This is a genomic window from Pseudomonas sp. UBA6562 (genome assembly GCF_002434265.1).
In the GTDB taxonomy this organism is placed as follows: Bacteria; Pseudomonadota; Gammaproteobacteria; order Pseudomonadales; family Pseudomonadaceae; genus Aquipseudomonas.
Genome location: NZ_DJJS01000008.1, coordinates 243,051 through 261,585 on the forward strand (window position 1 = coordinate 243,051; position 18,535 = coordinate 261,585).

Sequence of the window (18,535 nt, forward strand, 5' to 3'; positions counted from 1 at the left end):
GGGCTATCGGGCAATCGGCGACACGTGCGCAGGGTAGTAGCCAGGTAATACCACGCATGAGCCTGACAGCACTGCCCGCCACCGGTACAATCGATCTCTTTGCCGCAACGCTTGGAGCCCGATCTCCCGTGTCAGTTCTGCGCCTCCCGAAAATGTCGGCTACGGCCGGCAAGCAAACCTGGGGCAATCTGCAGGGCGCCGCCCTGAGCCTTGCCATTGCCGAAGCCGCCAGCAGTGCCGGCCGCTTCACCTTGCTGCTGACCGCCGACAGCCAGGCCGCCGACCGTCTCGAACAGGAGCTGCGCTTCTTCGCGCCCGACCTGCCGGTGCTGCCGTTTCCCGACTGGGAAACCCTGCCCTACGACCTGTTCTCGCCGCACCAGGACATCATCTCCCAACGCATCGCCAGCCTTTACAGGCTGCCGGAGCTGGACCACGGCATTCTCGTGGTGCCCATCACCACGGCGCTGCACCGCCTGGCGCCGACGCGCTTTCTGCTCGGCAGCAGCCTGGTGCTGGACATCGGCCAGAAGATCGACGTCGAGCAGATGCGCGCGCGCCTGGAAGCCAGCGGCTATCGCTGCGTCGACACGGTGTACGAGCATGGCGAGTTCGCCGTGCGCGGCGCGTTGCTCGACCTGTTTCCGATGGGCAGCAAACAGCCCTATCGCATCGACCTGTTCGACGACGAGATCGAAACCCTGCGCACCTTCGACCCGGACACCCAGCGCTCGGTGGACAAGGTCGACTCGGTGCGCCTGCTGCCGGCCCGCGAATTTCCCATGCAGAAGGACGAAGTCACACGTTTCAAAGCGCGCTTTCGCGAACGCTTCGACGTCGACTTCCGCCGCAGCGCGATCTTCCAGGACCTGGCCAGCGGCATCATTCCCGCCGGCATCGAGTATTACCTGCCGCTGTTCTTCGAAGACACCGCGACCCTGTTCGACTACCTGCCGAGCGACACCCAGGTGTTCTCGCTACCGGGCGTCGAGCAGGCCGCGGAAACCTTCTGGAACGATGTGCGCGGCCGCTACGAAGACCGCCGCGGCGACCTGAGCCGACCCCTGCTGCCACCGGCCGAGCTGTTCCTGCCGGTCGAAGACTGCTTCGCCCGCCTCAAGCAGTGGCCGCGGGTGGTGGTCAGCCCCGAAGACGTGGGCAGCGGCAGTGGCCGCGAGCACTTCCCTACCCAGCGCCTGCCGGACCTGGCCATCGAAGCCAAGGCCAACCAGCCGTTGGCGGCGCTGTCGCAGTTTCTCGAGCAGTTCCCCGGCCGGGTGCTGTTCACGGCAGAATCGGCGGGCCGGCGCGAAGTGCTGCTGGAGCTGCTCGAACGCCTCAAGCTGCGGCCCAAGACGGTCGACAGCTGGGAAGACTTCCTCACCCAATCGGCGCGCCTGGCCATCACCATCGCGCCCCTGGACGAAGGCTTGCTGCTGGAGCAGCCCGAGCTTGCGCTGATCGCCGAAAGCCCATTGTTCGGCCAGCGCGTCATGCAACGGCGGCGGCGCGAGAAGCGCGGCGAAACGGCCAACGATGCGGTGATCAAGAACCTCACCGAGCTGCGCGAAGGCGCGCCGGTGGTGCACATCGACCATGGCGTGGGGCGCTACCTGGGCCTGGCCACCCTCGAGATCGACGGCCAGGCCGCAGAGTTCCTGACCCTCGAATACGCCGAGAGCGCCAAGCTCTATGTGCCGGTGGCCAACCTGCACCTGATCGCCCGCTACACCGGCAGCGACGACGCCCTGGCGCCGCTGCACCGGCTCGGTTCGGAGACCTGGCAGAAGGCCAAGCGCAAAGCCGCCGAGCAGGTGCGCGACGTGGCCGCCGAACTGCTCGACATCTATGCCCGCCGCGCCGCGCGCAAAGGCCACGCCTTCGCCGACCCGGCCGCCGACTACGCAAGTTTCAGCGCCGGCTTCCCCTTCGAGGAAACCCCGGACCAGCAATCGGCCATCGAAGCGGTGCGCCAGGACATGCTGGCCGCCAAGCCCATGGACCGCCTGGTCTGCGGCGACGTCGGCTTCGGCAAGACCGAAGTGGCCATGCGCGCGGCGTTCATCGCCGTGCACAGCGGTCGCCAGGTGGCGCTGCTGGTGCCCACCACCCTGCTGGCCCAGCAGCACTACAACAGCTTCCGCGACCGCTTCGCCGAATGGCCGGTGAAGGTCGAGGTGATGAGTCGCTTCAAGACCGCCAAGGACATCTCCGCCGCCGCCGACGCGCTGGCCGAGGGCAAGATCGACATCCTCATCGGCACCCACAAGCTGTTGCAGGACGACGTCAAGTTCAAAGACCTGGGCCTGGTGATCATCGACGAAGAACACCGTTTCGGCGTGCGCCAGAAGGAGCAGCTCAAGGCCCTGCGCAGCGAGGTGGACATCCTCACCCTCACCGCCACGCCTATCCCGCGCACGCTTAACATGGCCGTGGCCGGCATGCGCGACCTGTCGATCATCGCCACGCCGCCAGCGCGGCGCCTGTCGGTGCGCACCTTCGTCATGGAGGAGAACAACAGCACCATCAAGGAAGCGCTGTTGCGCGAACTGCTGCGCGGCGGCCAGGTGTACTACCTGCATAACGACGTCAAGACCATCGAGAAATGCGCCGCCGACCTGGCCGCACTGGTGCCCGAGGCGCGCATCGGTATCGGCCATGGGCAGATGCGCGAGCGCGAGCTGGAACAGGTGATGAGCGACTTCTACCACAAGCGCTTCAACGTGCTGGTGGCCTCGACCATCATCGAAACCGGGATCGACGTGCCCAGCGCCAACACCATCGTCATCGAACGCGCCGACAAGTTCGGCCTGGCCCAGCTGCACCAGTTGCGCGGCCGGGTCGGACGCAGCCACCACCAGGCCTATGCCTACCTGCTTACGCCGTCACGCCAAGGCATCAGCGGCGACGCCGAGAAGCGTCTGGAGGCGATCGCCAACACCCAGGACCTGGGCGCAGGTTTCGTGCTGGCCACCAACGACCTGGAGATCCGCGGCGCCGGCGAGCTGCTCGGCGAAGGCCAGAGCGGGCAGATCCAGGCGGTCGGTTTCACCCTCTACATGGAAATGCTCGAGCGTGCGGTGAAAGCCATCCGCAAAGGCACCCAGCCCAATCTCGAACAACCCTTGGGCGGCGGCCCGGAGATCAACCTGCGCTTGCCGGCGCTGATCCCCGAAGACTACCTGCCCGACGTGCACGCGCGGCTGATCCTGTACAAGCGCATCGCCTCGGCGGTCGACGAGGAAGGCTTGAAGGACTTGCAAGTGGAAATGATCGACCGCTTCGGCCTGCTGCCCGAACCGACCAAGAACCTCATGCGTCTAACCCTGCTCAAGCTGCAGGCGGAAAAGCTCGGCATCAAGAAACTCGACGCCGGCCCCAATGGCGGCAAGATCGACTTCGAGACAGAGACCGCGGTGGAGCCGATCACCCTGATCAAGCTGATCCAGAGCCAGCCCAAGCGCTACAAATTCGAGGGCGCCACGCAGTTCCGCTTCATGGTGCCCATGGAGCGTGCCGACGAGCGTTTCTCGACCATCGAAGCGCTGTTCGAACGCCTTACCCCACCGACTGCCTGAAGGAAGATCCATGCGTGCCATTCGTTACCTGAGCGTGCTCGCGGCGCTGTTCGTTCCGCTCGCCAATGCCGAGGGCTTGTACCAGGTCGAGATGATCCTGATCAGGCAGAACGCCGAGCCTGCGCTGTACCACGCCCCCGCCCCGGAAGACTGGCGCGCGGGCGCCACGCTCCTGGCCGCCGACGCCGAGCGCCCGGCGCGCCTCAACGACACCCTCGAACGCCTGCAAGCCAACGGCGACTACACCGTGTTGCTGCACAAAGCCTGGGAGCAGACCCTGAGCGCCGAGCCGAGCCGTGTGGCCCTGAGCGCCGGCGAGCAGACCTATGGCCGCACGCCCATCGAAGGCACGCTGAGCTTGACCGAAGGGCGCTTCATCGCTGCCCAGGCGCGCTTCTGGGTCAACCAGATCGACGGCAACGGCAGCGTACTGCGCAGCGAGCAGTTCAAGCAGAGCAACAGCAACATGAAGCGCGGGCAGCTGAATTTCCTCGACGGCGGCCACCTGGCCCTGTTGCTCAAGGTCACCCCGGCCGGCATGCGCAAATCGCCGGAGATGAACCCGGAGCTGATGGAGCAGTGACATGAGCGAGGACGAGCTGGGCCATCGTCTGCGCCAGCACCCCGACTGGACGCGCGCCTTCGCCACGGCGGCACTGCAACGCGGTGAGCGCTATGCGCGCGATGGCCGGGTCAGGCTCGAGCTCTGCAACCCCAAGCGCGTCCAGGCGCGCTGTTCGGGCAGCGAAGGCCAGCTTTATCGGCAGGACATCGACCTGCACCTGGACGAGCCGCAAAGTCAGCTGGTCGCGCGTTGCACATGCCCGGTGCGGCGCAACTGCAAGCATTGCGCGGCGGTGCTCTACAGCCTGCAGGCGCGCGCCGGCGACAAGCGCGCGTCCAATGGCCTGCCCGCCGAGCTGCAGCACTGGCTGCAAGGCCTGCAACCGCGCGACGCCTCAGCCCGTGAAGACAAGCGCGGGCGCATGGTCTGCTATCAACTGCATTTGCACGGTGCAGGCTGTACGCTGCGGGTGCGCAAGGGCATCGTGCAGGAGGGCCAGACGCGCTTCAGCCGCATCCAGTCGCTTTACGAACTGCTCTACGAACCGCCGCGGTTCGTGCAGGAAGACGACTTGCGCATCCTGCGCCTGCTGTCGACCCTGAACAATCCCAGCGGCGCCGAAGAAGGCTTTGCCCTGCAGGGCCAGGAAGGCGGCGAACTGCTGCAACGGGCCCTGGATACCGGCCGCTTGTTTCTCGACGAAGGCCGCCCCTTCATCCGCCAGGGCGGCGAGCGTGTGGCCGAGTTCCGCTGGGTTCGCCTGGACAATGGCCACTACCGGGGGGTGTGGCTGCGCGAGGAAAAGCCTGTAGGCCACGTACTGGCATTGCTGCCGTTGTACTACTACGACAGCGAGAACGAAGAAGTGGGCGTCATCGGCCATGCGCTGGACCCCCATACCGCCCAGCACCTGACCCTGGCCCCGGACGTGCCCGAACACCTGATCGTGCCCTTGAGCCATAAGCTCAACGCCTTGAACCAGCGGCTGCCGACCCCGACCACCCTGGATGAGGTAGTCATCGATCAGGTACAACCGACCGCGCACTTGACCCTCGGCAGTGTGGAATTCAGTGCCTACGCCCCCAAGACCGGGCGCATGCAGCGCCAGATGCAGCACCGCGCCGCCCTGGCCTTCGACTACGACGGCTTGCGTGCCAGCGGCAACGACGACAAACCTCTGTCGCGTCTGGTGGGCAACACGCACCAGCGCATCCAGCGCCAGCCGGAGGCGGAACTGGCCTTGCGCAAGGTGCTGCAAGGCTGGGGCTTCAAAGTGGCGACCCGGCAAAGCAAGGCCCTGCCCGACAGCGCGGGGCAGATGCTGCAACTGGCCGACGACGAAGCCTGGCTGCGCTTCGCCCGCGCCGGATTGCCGGCACTGCGTGAAGCGGGCTGGACGATCGACGTGCAGCGCGACTTCGCCTTCAACCTCAACGAGGTGCAGGACTGGTACGCCGACATCGACGAGGCGCCCGGACGCGAATGGTTCGACCTGGAACTGGGCATCGTGGTGGAAGGCGAGCGCCATAGCCTGCTGCCGATCATGCTGCAGTTGCTGCACAGCAACCCGGAACTGCTGCGCAGCCAGGAGCTTGCCAAGCGTGGCGACGACGAACACCTGCTGATCGACCTCAACGCCGCGCGCCATGACAGCCCACCCTTGCGCGTGGCCCTGCCCTACAGGCGCATCCGTGCGGTCATGCGCACCCTGGGCGAGTTGTACCTGCATGAGGATGTCGGCGGCCCGAGCGTACGCCTGGAGCGCGCCGACGCCGCGCGCCTCAACGAGATCGACGAACTGCCGTTGCAATGGGCCGGCGGCGAGCAGGTCCGTGATCTGGGCCGGCGCCTGCGCGATGCGCGTGACCTGCAGGTGGCCCCACCCAAAGGCTTGAACGCTACGTTGCGGCCCTATCAGCAACAGGGGCTGAACTGGTTGCAGGCGCTGCGCGAGATCGGCACCGGGGCGATCCTCGGCGACGACATGGGCCTGGGCAAGACCTTGCAGACCCTTGCCCATCTGTTGCTGGAGAAGCAGTCCGGGCGACTGACCCAACCGGCCCTGGCGGTGATGCCGACCAGCCTGATCCCCAACTGGCTCGACGAAGCCCAGCGCTTCGCCCCCGACCTGCGCGTCCTGGCCCTGCACGGGGCGAGCCGCAACCAGCACTTCGCGGCGCTGGCCGAATACGATCTGGTGCTGACCACCTACGCCCTGCTGCCGCGCGACCTGGAACACCTCAAGGCGCATTGCTGGCATCTGCTGGTGCTCGACGAAGCGCAGAACATCAAGACCAGCACCAGCAAGGCCGCCCAGGCGGCGCGCGAGCTGCAAGCCCAACAGCGGCTGTGCCTGACCGGCACGCCTATGGAAAACAATCTGGGTGAGCTGTGGTCGCTGTTCCACTTCCTCATGCCGGGCTGGCTGGGCGACAGCAAGCAATTCAACAAGGAATACCGTACCCCTATCGAGCGGCATGGCGACAGCGATCGGCTCAACCACCTGATCCGGCGCATCCGCCCCTTCCTGCTGCGCCGCACCAAGGAGGAAGTCGCCACCGACCTGCCGCCCAAGACCGAGATGGTGCACTGGGTCGACCTCAGCGACGCCCAGCGCGACACCTACGAAACGGTGCGCGTGGCCATGGACAAGAAGGTGCGCGAGCAGATCGCCCGCAACGGCGCGGCGCGCAGCCAGATCGTCATCCTCGATGCGCTGCTCAAACTGCGTCAGGTGTGTTGCGACCTGCGATTGGTCAAGGGCGTCGACGTCAAAGGGCCGCAACACGACAAAGGCAAGCTGGGCGCCTTGCTCGACATGCTTGGCGAACTATTGAGCGAAGGTCGACGGGTGCTGTTGTTCTCGCAGTTCACCTCGATGCTGGCGTTGATCGAAGAAGAACTGATCAAGCGCGAGATCCGCTACAGCCTGCTCACAGGCGACACACGCGATCGGCGGGCACCGGTCCAACAGTTCCAGAGCGGCGCCAGCGAGGTGTTTCTGATCAGTCTCAAGGCCGGCGGCACAGGCCTGAACCTGACGGCCGCCGACACCGTCATCCACTACGACCCCTGGTGGAACCCAGCGAGCGAAAACCAGGCCACCGACCGCGCCTACCGCATCGGCCAAGACAAGCCGGTGTTCGTCTACAAGCTGATCACGCGGGGCACGGTGGAAGAGAAGATCCAGCAACTCCAGCAGGAAAAGGCCGCGCTGGCAGCCGGCTTGCTGGAAGACGGCGGAACCGGACAATGGCACATGGCCGACGAAGACATCGACGCCCTGTTCGCACCGCTGCCCGGTAAACGCGGTCGCTGAAGGCTCAGTCGATCAACTGCGCGGCACGCAGCGCGCTGAGCGCTTGCAACCAGCGCGGTTGTTCGCGGTAGTCGGTGCGGGCGAAGCCCTGGCCACGCATGCTGGCGATGCGCGGCGAAGGGCTGACCTTCAAGCGTTGCGTGGCGCTCAGGGCCAGCTCGGCCGCCGCGCGGTCGTTGCACACCAGCCCCATGTCGCAGCCGGCGCTCAGCGCGGCTTCGATGCGGTTGGCGGCATCGCCCACCACATGGGCACCGGCCATGGACAGGTCGTCGCTGAAGATCACGCCATCGAAGCCCAGCTCGCCACGAAGGATGTCTTGCAGCCAACGGCGCGAGAAGCCGGCGGGCTGGTTGTCGACCTGAGGATAGATCACGTGGGCTGGCATCACGGCGGCCAGTTGTTTGCTCAAGCTGCGGAACGGCAGCAGGTCGGCTTGGCGTAGCTCGTCCAGACTGCGTTCGTCGGTAGGGATTGCCACATGCGAGTCGGCCTCGGCCCAACCGTGCCCCGGGAAATGTTTGCCACAGGCCGCCATGCCGGCAGCGTTCATGCCACGGATGAAGGCGCCGGCCAATTGCGTGGCCCGCTGCGGATCGCCTTCGAAGGCGCGGCTACCGACCACCGCGCTGCGCTGATGGTCGAGGTCCAGGACCGGGGCGAAACTCAGATCCAGGCCCACGGCGAGCACCTCACTGGCCATCACCCAACCACAGTGCTCGGCCAGCTGTTCGGCGTTGGCATTGTCGGCCAGTGCGCGCATGGCTGGCAGACGTACGAAGCCCTGGCGCAGGCGCTGGACGCGACCGCCCTCTTGATCGACAGCCAGGATCAGGTCCGGGCGGATGGCGCGGATGGCGGCACACAGCTCGCGCACCTGACGCGGGGTTTCGATGTTGCGGGCGAACAGGATCAGGCCGGCGACTTGCGGCTGGCGCAGCAGCGCACGGTCATCGGCGGTCAGCCAGGTGCCGGCGATATCCACCATCAGGGAGCCTTGCAGGCGGGCAGTCATAGGAAATCCTTCGAGTACAAGGAGGGCAGCTTCAGGCTTTGGCCGGGGCGCCCTGGACAGAGGGTTTGCTGCGCGGACGCAATTGGGCGTCGGCCATATGCGGATCGGTCACGCCACTGTCGGCGCGCATGCCGGCCGCGAGGAACGGCACCATCAGGCGCATGACCTGCTCGATCGAGGTATTGAGGCCGAAGTCGTTTTCGGCGATGGCGCGCAGGGCCTTGATACCCGACATGCTGAACGCCGCGGCGCCGAGCATGAAGTGCACGCGCCAGAACAACTCCAGCGGTGGGATGCGCGGCGCGGCTTCGTTGACCAGCAACATGTAGCGGCGAAAGACCTTGCCGTACATGTCCTCAAGATAGCGGCGCAGGTGCCCCTGGCTTTCGCTGAAGGCCAGGCCCAACAGGCGCATGAAGATGGACAGGTCGTTGTTGCTGCGCGGCTGCACGGCCAGCGCCTGGTCGACCAGCATTTCCAACAGCTCTTCGAGGCTCGGTTTGAGCTCGGGCTGGGCCTGGCGGCGCTCCAGTTCACGCTCGAGGCTGGCGCAGAACGGACCGAGGAAACGCGAGAAAACCGCCTGGATCAGGGCTTTCTTCGAACCAAAATGGTAGTTTACCGCCGCCAGATTGACCCCGGCCTTGCTGGTAATCAGACGCAGCGAGGTCTCGGCGAAGCCTCGTTCCGCGAACAACTGCTCGGCAGCATCGAGAATGCGTTCAACGGTTTCGGATTGGGCCATGACTTACCTATTCGCCAGACAAACAGTTGTTTGAAACATACGTTTCAGGCACCGCGCTGTCAAGGTCGTATGACCTATCGGTCGCATTTCGACGGCGGTGTCCCAATGATTGCCACAACCCGCGTCGCCGCAGGCCTGCAGCTCGAACGTCATGACCGACGAGCAATTGCGTTCGAATGGAAAGCTTGCAGCAGGACCACTACTGTATATAATCCCAGTCACTGGATAAAAAAACAGAGCGCATGCCATGTTGAAACTGACGCCACGCCAAGCCGAAATCCTCGCCTTCATCAAGCGCTGCTTGGAAGACAACGGTTTCCCGCCCACCCGCGCGGAAATCGCTCAGGAACTGGGCTTCAAATCACCCAACGCCGCTGAGGAACATCTCAAGGCTCTGGCCCGCAAGGGCGCCATCGAGATGACGCCAGGTGCTTCACGCGGCATCCGTATCCCAGGCCTGGAAACCAAGCCCGAGAGCGCCACCCTGCCCATCGTCGGCCGGGTCGCGGCGGGTGCGCCGATCCTTGCAGAACAGCACATCGAGCAATCGTGCAACATCAATCCGGACTTCTTCAACCCTCGCGCCGACTACCTGCTGCGGGTCCACGGCACCAGCATGAAAGACGTCGGCATCTTCGACGGCGACCTGCTGGCCGTGCACACCTGCCGCGAGGCCCGCAACGGCCAGATCGTGGTGGCACGCATCGGTGACGAAGTCACGGTCAAGCGATTCAAACGCGAAGGCAGCAAAGTCTGGCTGATCGCCGAGAACCCCGAGTTCGCACCGATCGAAGTCGATCTCAAAGACCAGGAACTGGTCATCGAAGGTTTGAGCGTCGGCGTCATTCGCCGCTGACCCAGGAGGCGCCATGCATACGTCCACCCACGCATCGGAGCATATCCAGTTGTCACTGTTTGAGGCTTTTCTGGCCCAACCTGTGCTACCTGGCTTGAAGGCTCGTGAACCGTCAGCAGACTACTGCCGGCCCGAACTGTTCAGCGAGCTGAGCCTACGGGGTGCGTCTGGCCACTGTCACAGCCTGCTGGCGCCCGTCCTGCGAGAGTTGAGCGAAAAAGACGACACCCGTTGGCTCACCCTGATCGCCCCGCCTGCCAGTCTGACTCAGGCCTGGCTGCGCGACGCGGGCTTGAACCGCGAGCGCATTCTACTGCTGCACCCCCGAGGTACGCAGAGCGCGTTGCACCTGGCCGGCGAGGCGCTGCGCCTGAAACGCAGCCACACCGTCGTCAGTTGGTTGGGCAGCCTCAACGCCAGCGCCCGACACCTGCTGATCCGCGCCGCCAGCGCCGGTAATGCACAAAGCCTGAACATCCGCATCGGCTGATGTTCAGGCTTTGCCTGCAACGCTCGCCTTCGAAGGCGAGCTAAGGGTAGCCCGGCAGCGTCAGTGCAATACGCGTGGCCCTTCGTCACGTTCCAGTTCGCCTTCGGCCAACCGTCCCGCCATTTGCACCCCTACGCTGAGCATGGCCTTGGCCACTTCGACATGCTGTCCTTGCAGAAATACCTTGGCATCCTCCGAGAAATTCAAGGTCACCAATGACCCTTCATCCTCTGCGCGGCGCAGCTCGATGCGACCATCAGGCAACTCGACAATTTCCAGAAACGACGTTGACATAAAGGGTTGTTCTCCACGAAAGGCCATCATTGTAACAGCCACTGCGGGGATCAGCACTCACTCAGGGCGTCACGGAAACGTCTGGCCACGTCTTTCAGATGGACGCGCCAGCTCTGCATTTCTTCATAACTGAGCGCGGGCGCTTCAGGCGCGTCCAGGTTCACAGCCTGGATCAGCGGCTGGGTAACGTCCGTCTTGGGCGTTTTTTTCGCCACCGGCGGTCGAAGCAGGTCGGCATAGGCTTTCAGCAGTCGCGCCAGCCAGCTCTGCGGATTGCCTGCCAGCTCCAACAGCTCGGCCATTTCCGGAATCGCAATTTCGCGCAGCACGTCCTCGTTGAGCAAGGCTTCGGCCTGCGTCGCATTGGCCTGCGGCAATCGGTAGAAGCCGGCGATCTCATGACACAGACCCAACAAGCCGCCGTACAAGTGGAACAGCGCCGCCTCGCGTTCGGCCTGGAGCAAACCCTGAGCGTTCATGGCCCGGCTTTCCTGGGCCTTACTCATCGACTCCAGGGCCAGCCCTGCGAAAAACAGCTTCTGATTGGTACGGGTATACAGTTCCTGGGCCATGGCGCGCGGCGTCCTCGAAGGTGGGGCGAACCGCTGTTGTAACGGCTGGTTGCCCTTTAGCGCAAGCCAAATGCAGCGGGGGCAAGTCGGTCACCCGCCTTGCCCCCGCCGTTACCGCCTGAATAAGCGCCCTTTGCGGAGCGCCTCCTTGCGGAGCGCCACCCTCAACGCTTGTCTTCGACCTTCCAGGCCGAGCCGTCATAGAACGCCTTCCAGCCAGTCGGCTTGCCTTCCACTTCGGTCTGCACGTACTGCTCCTTGGTCTTGCGGCTGTAGCGGATCACGGTTGGACGACCTTCCGGATCCTGCTGCGGCGCTTCGCACAGGAAGTGGTACTTGGGATCGATCTCGGCCTTGTGCGGCACGATCTCCTTGACCAACGGCGCGCGGGTTTCGCGGTTCTTGGGGAACTGGCTGGCGGCCAGGAACAGCCCTGAGGCACCGTCGCGCAGCACGTAGGTGTCATCGACCTTCTCGCATTTGAGCTCAGGCATCTCCACCTTGTCCATCTTCGGTGGCGCAGCCTCGCCGTTTTTCAGCAGTTTGCGCGTGTTCTTGCAGGCTGGGTTGGTACAGCCGAAGAATTTACCGAAGCGACCGGTCTTGAGTTGCATCTCGCTCCCGCACTTGTCGCACTCCAGGCTTGGCCCTTCGTAGCCCTTGATACGGTAGCTACCTTCTTCGATCTCGTAGCCGGGGCAATCCGGGTTGTTGCCGCAGATATGCAGCTTGTGTTTCTCGTCCAGCAGGTAGGCATCCATGGCCGTGGCGCAGATCGGACAACGGTGCTTGCCGCGCAGTACGCGCGATTCCGATTCACCTTCGTCGTCGGCCGCGATTTCGTCGCCAGGGACAAGGTTGACCGTGGCCTTGCAACGTTCTTTAGGCGGCAAGGTATAACCCGAGCAACCGAGGAACACACCGGTGGACGCCGTACGAATCATCATCGGCCGGCCACATTCCTTGCAGGGAATGTTGGTCATGGTCGGCTGGTTGGCGCGCATGCCATTCTCGGCCGCTTCGGCGGTCAGCAGTTTCTTGCTGAAATCGCCGTAGAACTCGTCGAGCACGTTCTTCCAGTCGCGTCCGCCCTGGGCGACGTCGTCCAGGTGCTCTTCCATACCGGCGGTGAAGCCGTAGTCCATGAGGTTGGAGAAGCTCTCCGAGAGCCGCTCGGTGACGATGTCGCCCATCTTTTCCGAATAGAAACGACGGTTGTGCAGGGTCACGTAGCCGCGGTCCTGGATGGTGGAAATGATCACGGCGTAGGTCGATGGGCGACCGATCCCGCGCTTTTCCATCTCTTTGACCAGGCTGGCTTCGGTGAAGCGCGCCGGCGGCTTGGTGAAGTGCTGGCTCGGGTCGAGCTCGACCAGTTGCAACGCCTCGCCTTGGGCCATTTCCGGCAGCACGTCGTCTTCGCCCGGTTTGCTCTGTTGCGGCAACACGCGGGTATAGCCGTCGAACTTGAGGATCCGACCCTTGGCACGCAACTCGAAGTTGCCGGCCACTGCCGTGATGCTGGTGGACAGGTACTGGGCTGGCGGCATCTGGCAGGCCAGGAACTGGCGCCAGATCAGCTCGTACAGACGCTCTGCGTCGCGCTCCATGCCGCTGAGCTTGCTCGGGTGCGTATTGACGTCCGAAGGCCGGATGGCTTCGTGCGCCTCTTGCGCGCCTTGCTTGCTGCCGTACACCACCGGCGATTCGGGCAGGTACTGCTTGCCGAATTCATGTTCGATGTAGCTGCGCGCCATTTCGACCGCGTCCGTGGACAGGTTGGTCGAGTCGGTACGCATGTAGGTGATGTAGCCCGCCTCGTACAGGCGCTGCGCCATCATCATGGTCTTCTTCACGCCATAGCCCAGACGATTGCTCGCCGCCTGCTGCAGGGTGGAGGTGATGAACGGCGCCGAAGGCTTGCTGCTGGTCGGCCGGTCTTCGCGCTTGCTGACGCTGTAGCTGGACGCCTTGAGCTGCTCGAGCGCCGCCATGGCTTGGGCCTGGTTCAGCGGCTTGAACGCCTCGCCGTTCTGGCGCGCGACTTCGAAACGCACCTTGGCGTTCTTGGCGCTGCTCAGGTCGGCGTGGATTTCCCAGTACTCTTCGGGGTTGAAGGCGCGGATCTCGCGCTCGCGCTCCACCACCAGCTTGACCGCCACCGACTGCACCCGGCCCGCCGACAAGCCACGGGCGATCTTGGCCCACAGCAATGGCGAAACCATGTAGCCGACCACGCGATCGAGGAAGCGCCGCGCCTGCTGAGCGTTGACCCGGGCGATGTCCAGCTCGCCTGGCTGGGAAAACGCTTCCTGGATGGCTTTCTTGGTGATCTCGTTGAACACCACGCGCTTGTAGCGGCTGTCGTCGCCGCCGATGGCTTCGCGCAGGTGCCAGGCGATGGCCTCCCCTTCGCGGTCCAAGTCGGTCGCGAGGTAGATGGTGTCGGCATCCTTGGCCAAACGCCGCAACTCGTCGATGACCTTTTCCTTGCCGGGCAGGATTTCGTATTTGGCTTTCCAGCCGGCGTCAGGGTCGACACCCATGCGCGCCACCAGTTGCCGGCGGGCCTTCTCTTTCGGCGGCAGCACCGGCGCATCGGCTGCGGCCTTGCCACGCTTGGCCGCCGGCTCCTTGGAGGCGCTGGCCGAACCGCTGGTGGGAAGGTCGCGGATGTGGCCGATACTCGACTTCACCACGTACTGGTTGCCCAGGTACTTGTTGATGGTCTTGGCCTTGGCCGGGGATTCCACAATGACCAGCGATTTGCCCATGGATCGGTGTATTCCTGAATCTGGAGATGAATAACGCGCCAGGTGCCGGACGCGGCACCGCTATATATAGTGGCGACAAGATGAGGTCAAGCGCAGTCGCCCAAGCCGTGTACGAAATCTGCCTGCTATGTGGTCGGCGGAAATGGCTCGCGGATCGGGCTCGGATGGATAACCCGCAATGCCTTCACCCTAGCCTGTTTCCGGTGACGTTCGAAACGCCCCTGCAAGCATATTTCGTCCAAGGCCTAGAAGCCCGGTGCGTTTCCCTCCCCGAGCGTTGGCGCCTCGGCCTTGCGCAATGCGAAGCGCGGCACTTGTTGCCCGTCGATCTCGACGGTTTCGAGGAACATCGACAACGGCCGCACCCACAGGCCGAAATCGCCGTACAGGCATTGGTAGACCACAACCCACTCTTCGCTCTCCGAATGCCGGGCCGTACCGAACACGCGGTACTCAGGCCCTTTGTAGTGCTGATAGATGCCTGGCTGGACCTGCATGTCACATGCTCCTGAACATAAGGGGAAAAACAAAAGCCGGGGCACTAGGCCCCGGCTGCTGTGACAACGAAACGATCAGCGCCGTTCGAACACAGTAGTGATGCCCTGGCCGAGGCCCACGCACATGGTGGCGACCCCAAGGGTACCGCCCTTCTGCTTCATCACGTTGAGCAGAGTCCCGGAAATCCGGGCGCCCGAGCAACCGAAAGGATGGCCGAGGGCGATCGCGCCGCCGTGCAGGTTAACCTTCTCATTCATCTTGTCGAGCACTTTCAAATCTTTCAGTACCGGCAAGGCTTGTGCGGCGAAGGCTTCGTTGAGCTCGAAGTAGTCGATGTCGCCGATGGTCAGACCCGCGCGTTTGAGCGCTTTCTGCGTCGACGGCACCGGGCCGTAGCCCATGATCGCCGGGTCCACGCCCGCCACCGCCATGGAGCGGATCACCGCCAGCGGCTCGATACCCAGGTCCATCGCGCGCTGGCCGGACATGACGATCATGCACGAGGCGCCGTCGGTGATCTGCGAGGAACTGCCGGCCGTCACGGTGCCGCCCTTGGGGTTGAAGGCAGGCTTGAGCGCGGCCAGGCCTTCGAGGGTGGTTTCCGGACGAATGGTTTCGTCGAAGTCGAAGACCTTGAGGAAACCGTTCTCGTCATACCCCTGCATGGGAATGATTTCGTCCTTGAAATTGCCCTCGACCGTGGCCTTGTGCGCCAACTGGTGCGAACGCAGGGCGAACTGGTCCTGCTGCTCGCGGGTGATGCCATGCATCTTGCCCAGCATCTCGGCGGTCAGGCCCATCATGCCCGAGGCCTTGGCCGCGTGCAGCGACAGGTGGGGGTTGGGATCGACGCCATGCATCATGCTGACGTGGCCCATGTGCTCCACACCGCCGATGACGAACACATCGCCGTTGCCGGTCATGATCGCCTGAGCGGCGGTGTGCAGCGCGCTCATCGACGAGCCGCACAGACGGCTGACGGTCTGCGCCGCCGAAGTGTGCGGAATGGGCGTCATCAGCGAGGCCATGCGCGCTACGTTCCAGCCCTGTTCGAGGGTCTGGTTCACACAACCCCAGATCACGTCCTCCACTTCTTTCGGATCGACCTTGGCGTTGCGCTCGAGCAATTTCGTGATCAGGTGCGCCGACATGTCTTCGGCGCGGGTATTGCGGTGCATGCCACCCTTGGAGCGGCCCATGGGCGTGCGACCGAAGTCGACGATCACCACGTCTCTTGGATTCAGGCTCATATCAAATCTCTCGCTCTAGCTCGTTGACCGCTCAGTTGAAGAAACGCTGGCCGTTCTTGGCCATCTCGCGCAGCTTGGCGGTCGGGTGGTACAGCGGGCCCAGTTCGGCGTACTGGTCGGCCAGGGCGACGAACTCGGCGACCCCGATCGAATCGATGTAGCGCAGCGCACCGCCACGGAAGGGTGGGAAACCGATGCCGTAGACCAGGCCCATGTCCGCTTCGGCGGCGCTTTCGACGATGCCGTCTTCCAGACAGCGCACCACTTCCAGGCACAGCGGGATCATCATCCAGTTGAGGATGTCGTCGTCGCTCAGCTCGCGCTGTTCGTAGACGATTGGCTGCAGGACGTCGAGCACGGCCGGGTCGGCGACTTTCTTCGGCTTGCCGCGTTTGTCGGTTTCGTAGGCGTAGAAGCCCTTGCCGTTTTTCTGCCCCAGGCGCTTGGCCTCGTACAGCGCGTCGATGGCCGAGCGGCGATCGTCTTTCATACGGTCAGGGAAGCCTTCGGCCATCACATCGCGGCCATGGTGGCCGGTGTCGATGCCGACCACGTCCATCAGGTAGGCCGGGCCCATGGGCCAGCCGAACTTCTCCATGACCTTGTCGATGCGCACGAAGTCGACGCCAGCGCTGACCAGACGAGCGAAACCGCCAAAATAGGGGAACAGCACGCGGTTGACCAAAAAGCCTGGGCAGTCGTTGACCACGATGGGGTTCTTGCCCATTTTCTTGGCGTAGGCCACGGTGGTGGCAACGGCTTCGTCACTGGACTTTTCACCGCGGATCACTTCCACCAGCGGCATCATGTGCACCGGGTTGAAGAAGTGCATGCCGACGAAGTTTTCCGGGCGCTTGAGCGCCTGGGCCAACAGGTTGATGGAAATGGTCGAGGTGTTGGACGCCAGGATCGTATCGTCCTTGACCTGCCCTTCCACTTCGGCCAGTACCGCCTGCTTGACCTTGGGGTTTTCCACTACGGCTTCGACGACGATGTCGACCGTGCCGAAATCGCCGTAGGACAACACCGGGCGAATGGCGTTGAGCGATTCGGCCATTTGCGCGGCGGTCAGGCGGCCTTTCTCGACCCGGCTGCCGAGCAGCTTGGAGGCTTCGCTCAGGCCCAGTTGGATGGCCTCTTCGCGAATGTCCTTCATCAGGATCGGCGTGCCTTTGACGGCCGACTGATAAGCGATGCCGCCACCCATGATACCGGCGCCGAGCACGGCAGCCTGCTTCACGTCACGGGCGATGCGGTCGTAGGCCTTGGCCTTGCGCTTGAGCTCCTGATCATTGAGGAACAGGCCGATCAGGCTCTGCGCCACGGCGGTCTTGGCCAGTTTGGCGAAGCCCGCCGCTTCGACTTCCAGCGCTTTGTCGCGGCCGAAGTTGGCGGCTTTCTGAATGCTCTTGATGGCCTCGACCGGGGCCGGATAGTTCGGCCCGGCTTGCCCGGCGACGAAACCCTTGGCGGTTTCGAAGGCCATCATCTGCTCGATGGCGTTGAGCTTGAGCTTGTCCAGCTTGGGCTGGCGCTTGGCCTTGTGGTCCAGCTCGCCGCTGATGGCGCGCTTGATCAGGTCGAGGGCCGCAGCATGCAGCAGTTGCGGGGCGACCACGGCGTCGACGGCGCCGAGTTTCAGCGCGTCTTCGGCACGGTTCTCCTTGCCCGAAGCGATCCATTCGATGGCGTTGTCCGGACCGATCAGGCGTGGCAGTCGCACGGTGCCGCCGAAGCCTGGGTAGATGCCCAGTTTGACTTCCGGCAGGCCGATCTTGGCGTCGCTGGACATGACCCGGTAATCGGCCGCCAGGCACATTTCCAGACCGCCACCCAGGGCGATGCCATTGATGGCGGCGACGGTGGGCACCTGCAAGTCTTCGAACGCGTTGAAGATACGGTTGGCCTGCAGGCTGCCAGCGACCAGCTCGGCTTCGGGCAACTTGAAGTTGTCGACGAATTCAGTGATGTCGGCGCCGACGATGAACACGTCCTTGCCGCTGCTGACGATCACGCCCTTGACCGAGGCATCGCCGGCGATGGCCTCGACGGCCTGGCGCAGCTCTTCGAGGGTGAGGCGGTTGAACTTGTTGACGGACTCACCCTTGAGGTCGAACTGCAGTTCGACGATGCCGCTTTCAAGAGCCTTAACCGTGATGGCTTTACCTTCGTAAATCATCAACTGATCTCCATGGGATGGAAGCTGAACGGTACCTGCCGGTCGCCGGACACAGGCGCGATTCGCCGCGTGTTCCAGGCACACCCGCCAGCAGACTGTTCGGGATTCTGTAGAAGCGTTCGGACATCTAAACGCTCAATTCATACGCCCGTTTGATTCGGGTGCGCACACATTCTCCGAAAAGATCAAGGATGTCAAATGCCCGAAAGCATTCGGCCAAACCGACCGTTCGGTCATTCTGCACCGCCTAGGTCGAGGCCGTGACGAGCGTGATCGGCGATCATTCATGCCAGGCATGCAGGCTCGCCACACATGCGCGTACTGGACTATAGTCAGTGGGTTTCCCGGCCTGCCTGGCCTTTTCTGCGGCAGCAGAACGCATCGCGGGGCCGTGCCCGTT

General features: G+C 63.8%; 13 protein-coding genes. 5 read left to right on the forward strand and 8 right to left on the reverse strand.

Translation table 11 applies throughout. From position 1 onward, the window contains the following. Positions 1-128: 128 nt before the first annotated feature. From mfd to B4M43_RS16865, 3 genes are read left to right on the forward strand one after another with little or no spacing between them, the layout of a single operon-like run. A complete protein-coding gene (mfd, locus tag B4M43_RS16855) occupies positions 129-3,578 on the forward strand; it encodes a transcription-repair coupling factor (protein ID WP_296268614.1) in 3,450 nt (1,149 codons plus the stop codon). Between the two features lie 10 nt (positions 3,579-3,588). Next, a complete protein-coding gene (locus B4M43_RS16860) occupies positions 3,589-4,161 on the forward strand; it encodes a CsiV family protein (RefSeq protein WP_296268615.1) in 573 nt (190 codons plus the stop codon). Between the two features lies 1 nt (position 4,162). Then, complete coding sequence (locus B4M43_RS16865; protein WP_296268616.1) at positions 4,163-7,462, forward strand: DEAD/DEAH box helicase; 3,300 nt, start codon at positions 4,163-4,165, stop codon at positions 7,460-7,462. A gap of 4 nt (positions 7,463-7,466) precedes the next feature. Here B4M43_RS16865 and nagZ read toward each other — a convergent pair whose 3' ends face one another. Both nagZ and B4M43_RS16875 read right to left on the reverse strand, forming a co-directional pair. Continuing rightward, entirely contained in the window at positions 7,467-8,465 is a 999-nt protein-coding gene (nagZ, locus tag B4M43_RS16870; protein WP_296269021.1) for a beta-N-acetylhexosaminidase, read from the reverse strand. 43 nt (positions 8,466-8,508) lie between these two features. Beyond that, entirely contained in the window at positions 8,509-9,222 is a 714-nt protein-coding gene (locus B4M43_RS16875; protein ID WP_296268617.1) for a TetR/AcrR family transcriptional regulator, read from the reverse strand. A gap of 247 nt (positions 9,223-9,469) precedes the next feature. On the opposite strand from B4M43_RS16875, the gene lexA reads away from it, so the two are divergent. Continuing rightward, positions 9,470-10,078: a transcriptional repressor LexA gene (lexA, locus tag B4M43_RS16880; protein ID WP_296268618.1), complete on the forward strand. Its 609-nt coding sequence runs from the start codon at positions 9,470-9,472 to the stop codon at positions 10,076-10,078. A gap of 13 nt (positions 10,079-10,091) precedes the next feature. Beyond that, the gene (gene sulA / locus B4M43_RS16885) at positions 10,092-10,568 is read left to right on the forward strand and encodes an SOS-induced cell division inhibitor SulA (RefSeq protein ID WP_296268619.1); all 477 of its coding nucleotides are present in this window, start codon (positions 10,092-10,094) and stop codon (positions 10,566-10,568) included. 60 nt (positions 10,569-10,628) lie between these two features. Here the strand turns inward: sulA and B4M43_RS16890 are convergent, their stop codons facing one another. From B4M43_RS16890 to fadB, 6 genes are all read right to left on the reverse strand, one after another. Next, positions 10,629-10,862 (reverse strand): hypothetical protein, encoded by a 234-nt coding sequence (locus B4M43_RS16890; protein WP_296269022.1) that lies wholly within the window; start codon positions 10,860-10,862, stop codon positions 10,629-10,631. Positions 10,863-10,912: 50 nt separating this feature from the next. Beyond that, positions 10,913-11,434 carry a DUF6586 family protein gene (locus B4M43_RS16895; RefSeq protein ID WP_296268620.1) on the reverse strand — a complete coding sequence of 174 codons (522 nt, stop codon included), beginning with the start codon at positions 11,432-11,434 and terminating at the stop codon, positions 10,913-10,915. 164 nt (positions 11,435-11,598) lie between these two features. Next, positions 11,599-14,208, reverse strand: a complete 2,610-nt coding sequence (gene topA, locus B4M43_RS16900) for a type I DNA topoisomerase (RefSeq protein ID WP_296268621.1) — start codon at positions 14,206-14,208, stop codon at positions 11,599-11,601. Positions 14,209-14,453: 245 nt separating this feature from the next. Then, positions 14,454-14,705, reverse strand: coding sequence for a DUF1653 domain-containing protein (locus B4M43_RS16905; protein ID WP_296268622.1), 252 nt, complete (start codon positions 14,703-14,705; stop codon positions 14,454-14,456). Between the two features lie 75 nt (positions 14,706-14,780). Next, entirely contained in the window at positions 14,781-15,956 is a 1,176-nt protein-coding gene (gene fadA / locus B4M43_RS16910) for an acetyl-CoA C-acyltransferase FadA (protein WP_296268623.1), read from the reverse strand. A 31-nt stretch (positions 15,957-15,987) separates the two neighbouring features. Continuing rightward, positions 15,988-18,135 carry a fatty acid oxidation complex subunit alpha FadB gene (gene fadB, locus B4M43_RS16915; RefSeq protein ID WP_296268624.1) on the reverse strand — a complete coding sequence of 716 codons (2,148 nt, stop codon included), beginning with the start codon at positions 18,133-18,135 and terminating at the stop codon, positions 15,988-15,990. Between the last annotated feature and the right edge of the window lie 400 nt (positions 18,136-18,535).

Bases quoted from the DNA above. Each gene is read 5' to 3' on its own strand.
- B4M43_RS16905 (WP_296268622.1), bottom strand. From the start codon at position 14,705: ATGCAGGTCCAGCCAGGCATCTATCAGCACTACAAAGGGCCTGAGTAC.
- sulA (WP_296268619.1), top strand. From the start codon at position 10,092: ATGCATACGTCCACCCACGCATCGGAGCATATCCAGTTGTCACTGTTT.
- topA (WP_296268621.1), bottom strand. From the start codon at position 14,208: ATGGGCAAATCGCTGGTCATTGTGGAATCCCCGGCCAAGGCCAAGACC.
- B4M43_RS16865 (WP_296268616.1), top strand. From the start codon at position 4,163: ATGAGCGAGGACGAGCTGGGCCATCGTCTGCGCCAGCACCCCGACTGG.
- B4M43_RS16895 (WP_296268620.1), bottom strand. From the start codon at position 11,434: ATGGCCCAGGAACTGTATACCCGTACCAATCAGAAGCTGTTTTTCGCA.
- B4M43_RS16860 (WP_296268615.1), top strand. From the start codon at position 3,589: ATGCGTGCCATTCGTTACCTGAGCGTGCTCGCGGCGCTGTTCGTTCCG.
- fadB (WP_296268624.1), bottom strand. From the start codon at position 18,135: ATGATTTACGAAGGTAAAGCCATCACGGTTAAGGCTCTTGAAAGCGGC.
- B4M43_RS16890 (WP_296269022.1), bottom strand. From the start codon at position 10,862: ATGTCAACGTCGTTTCTGGAAATTGTCGAGTTGCCTGATGGTCGCATC.
- B4M43_RS16875 (WP_296268617.1), bottom strand. From the start codon at position 9,222: ATGGCCCAATCCGAAACCGTTGAACGCATTCTCGATGCTGCCGAGCAG.
- fadA (WP_296268623.1), bottom strand. From the start codon at position 15,956: ATGAGCCTGAATCCAAGAGACGTGGTGATCGTCGACTTCGGTCGCACG.
- lexA (WP_296268618.1), top strand. From the start codon at position 9,470: ATGTTGAAACTGACGCCACGCCAAGCCGAAATCCTCGCCTTCATCAAG.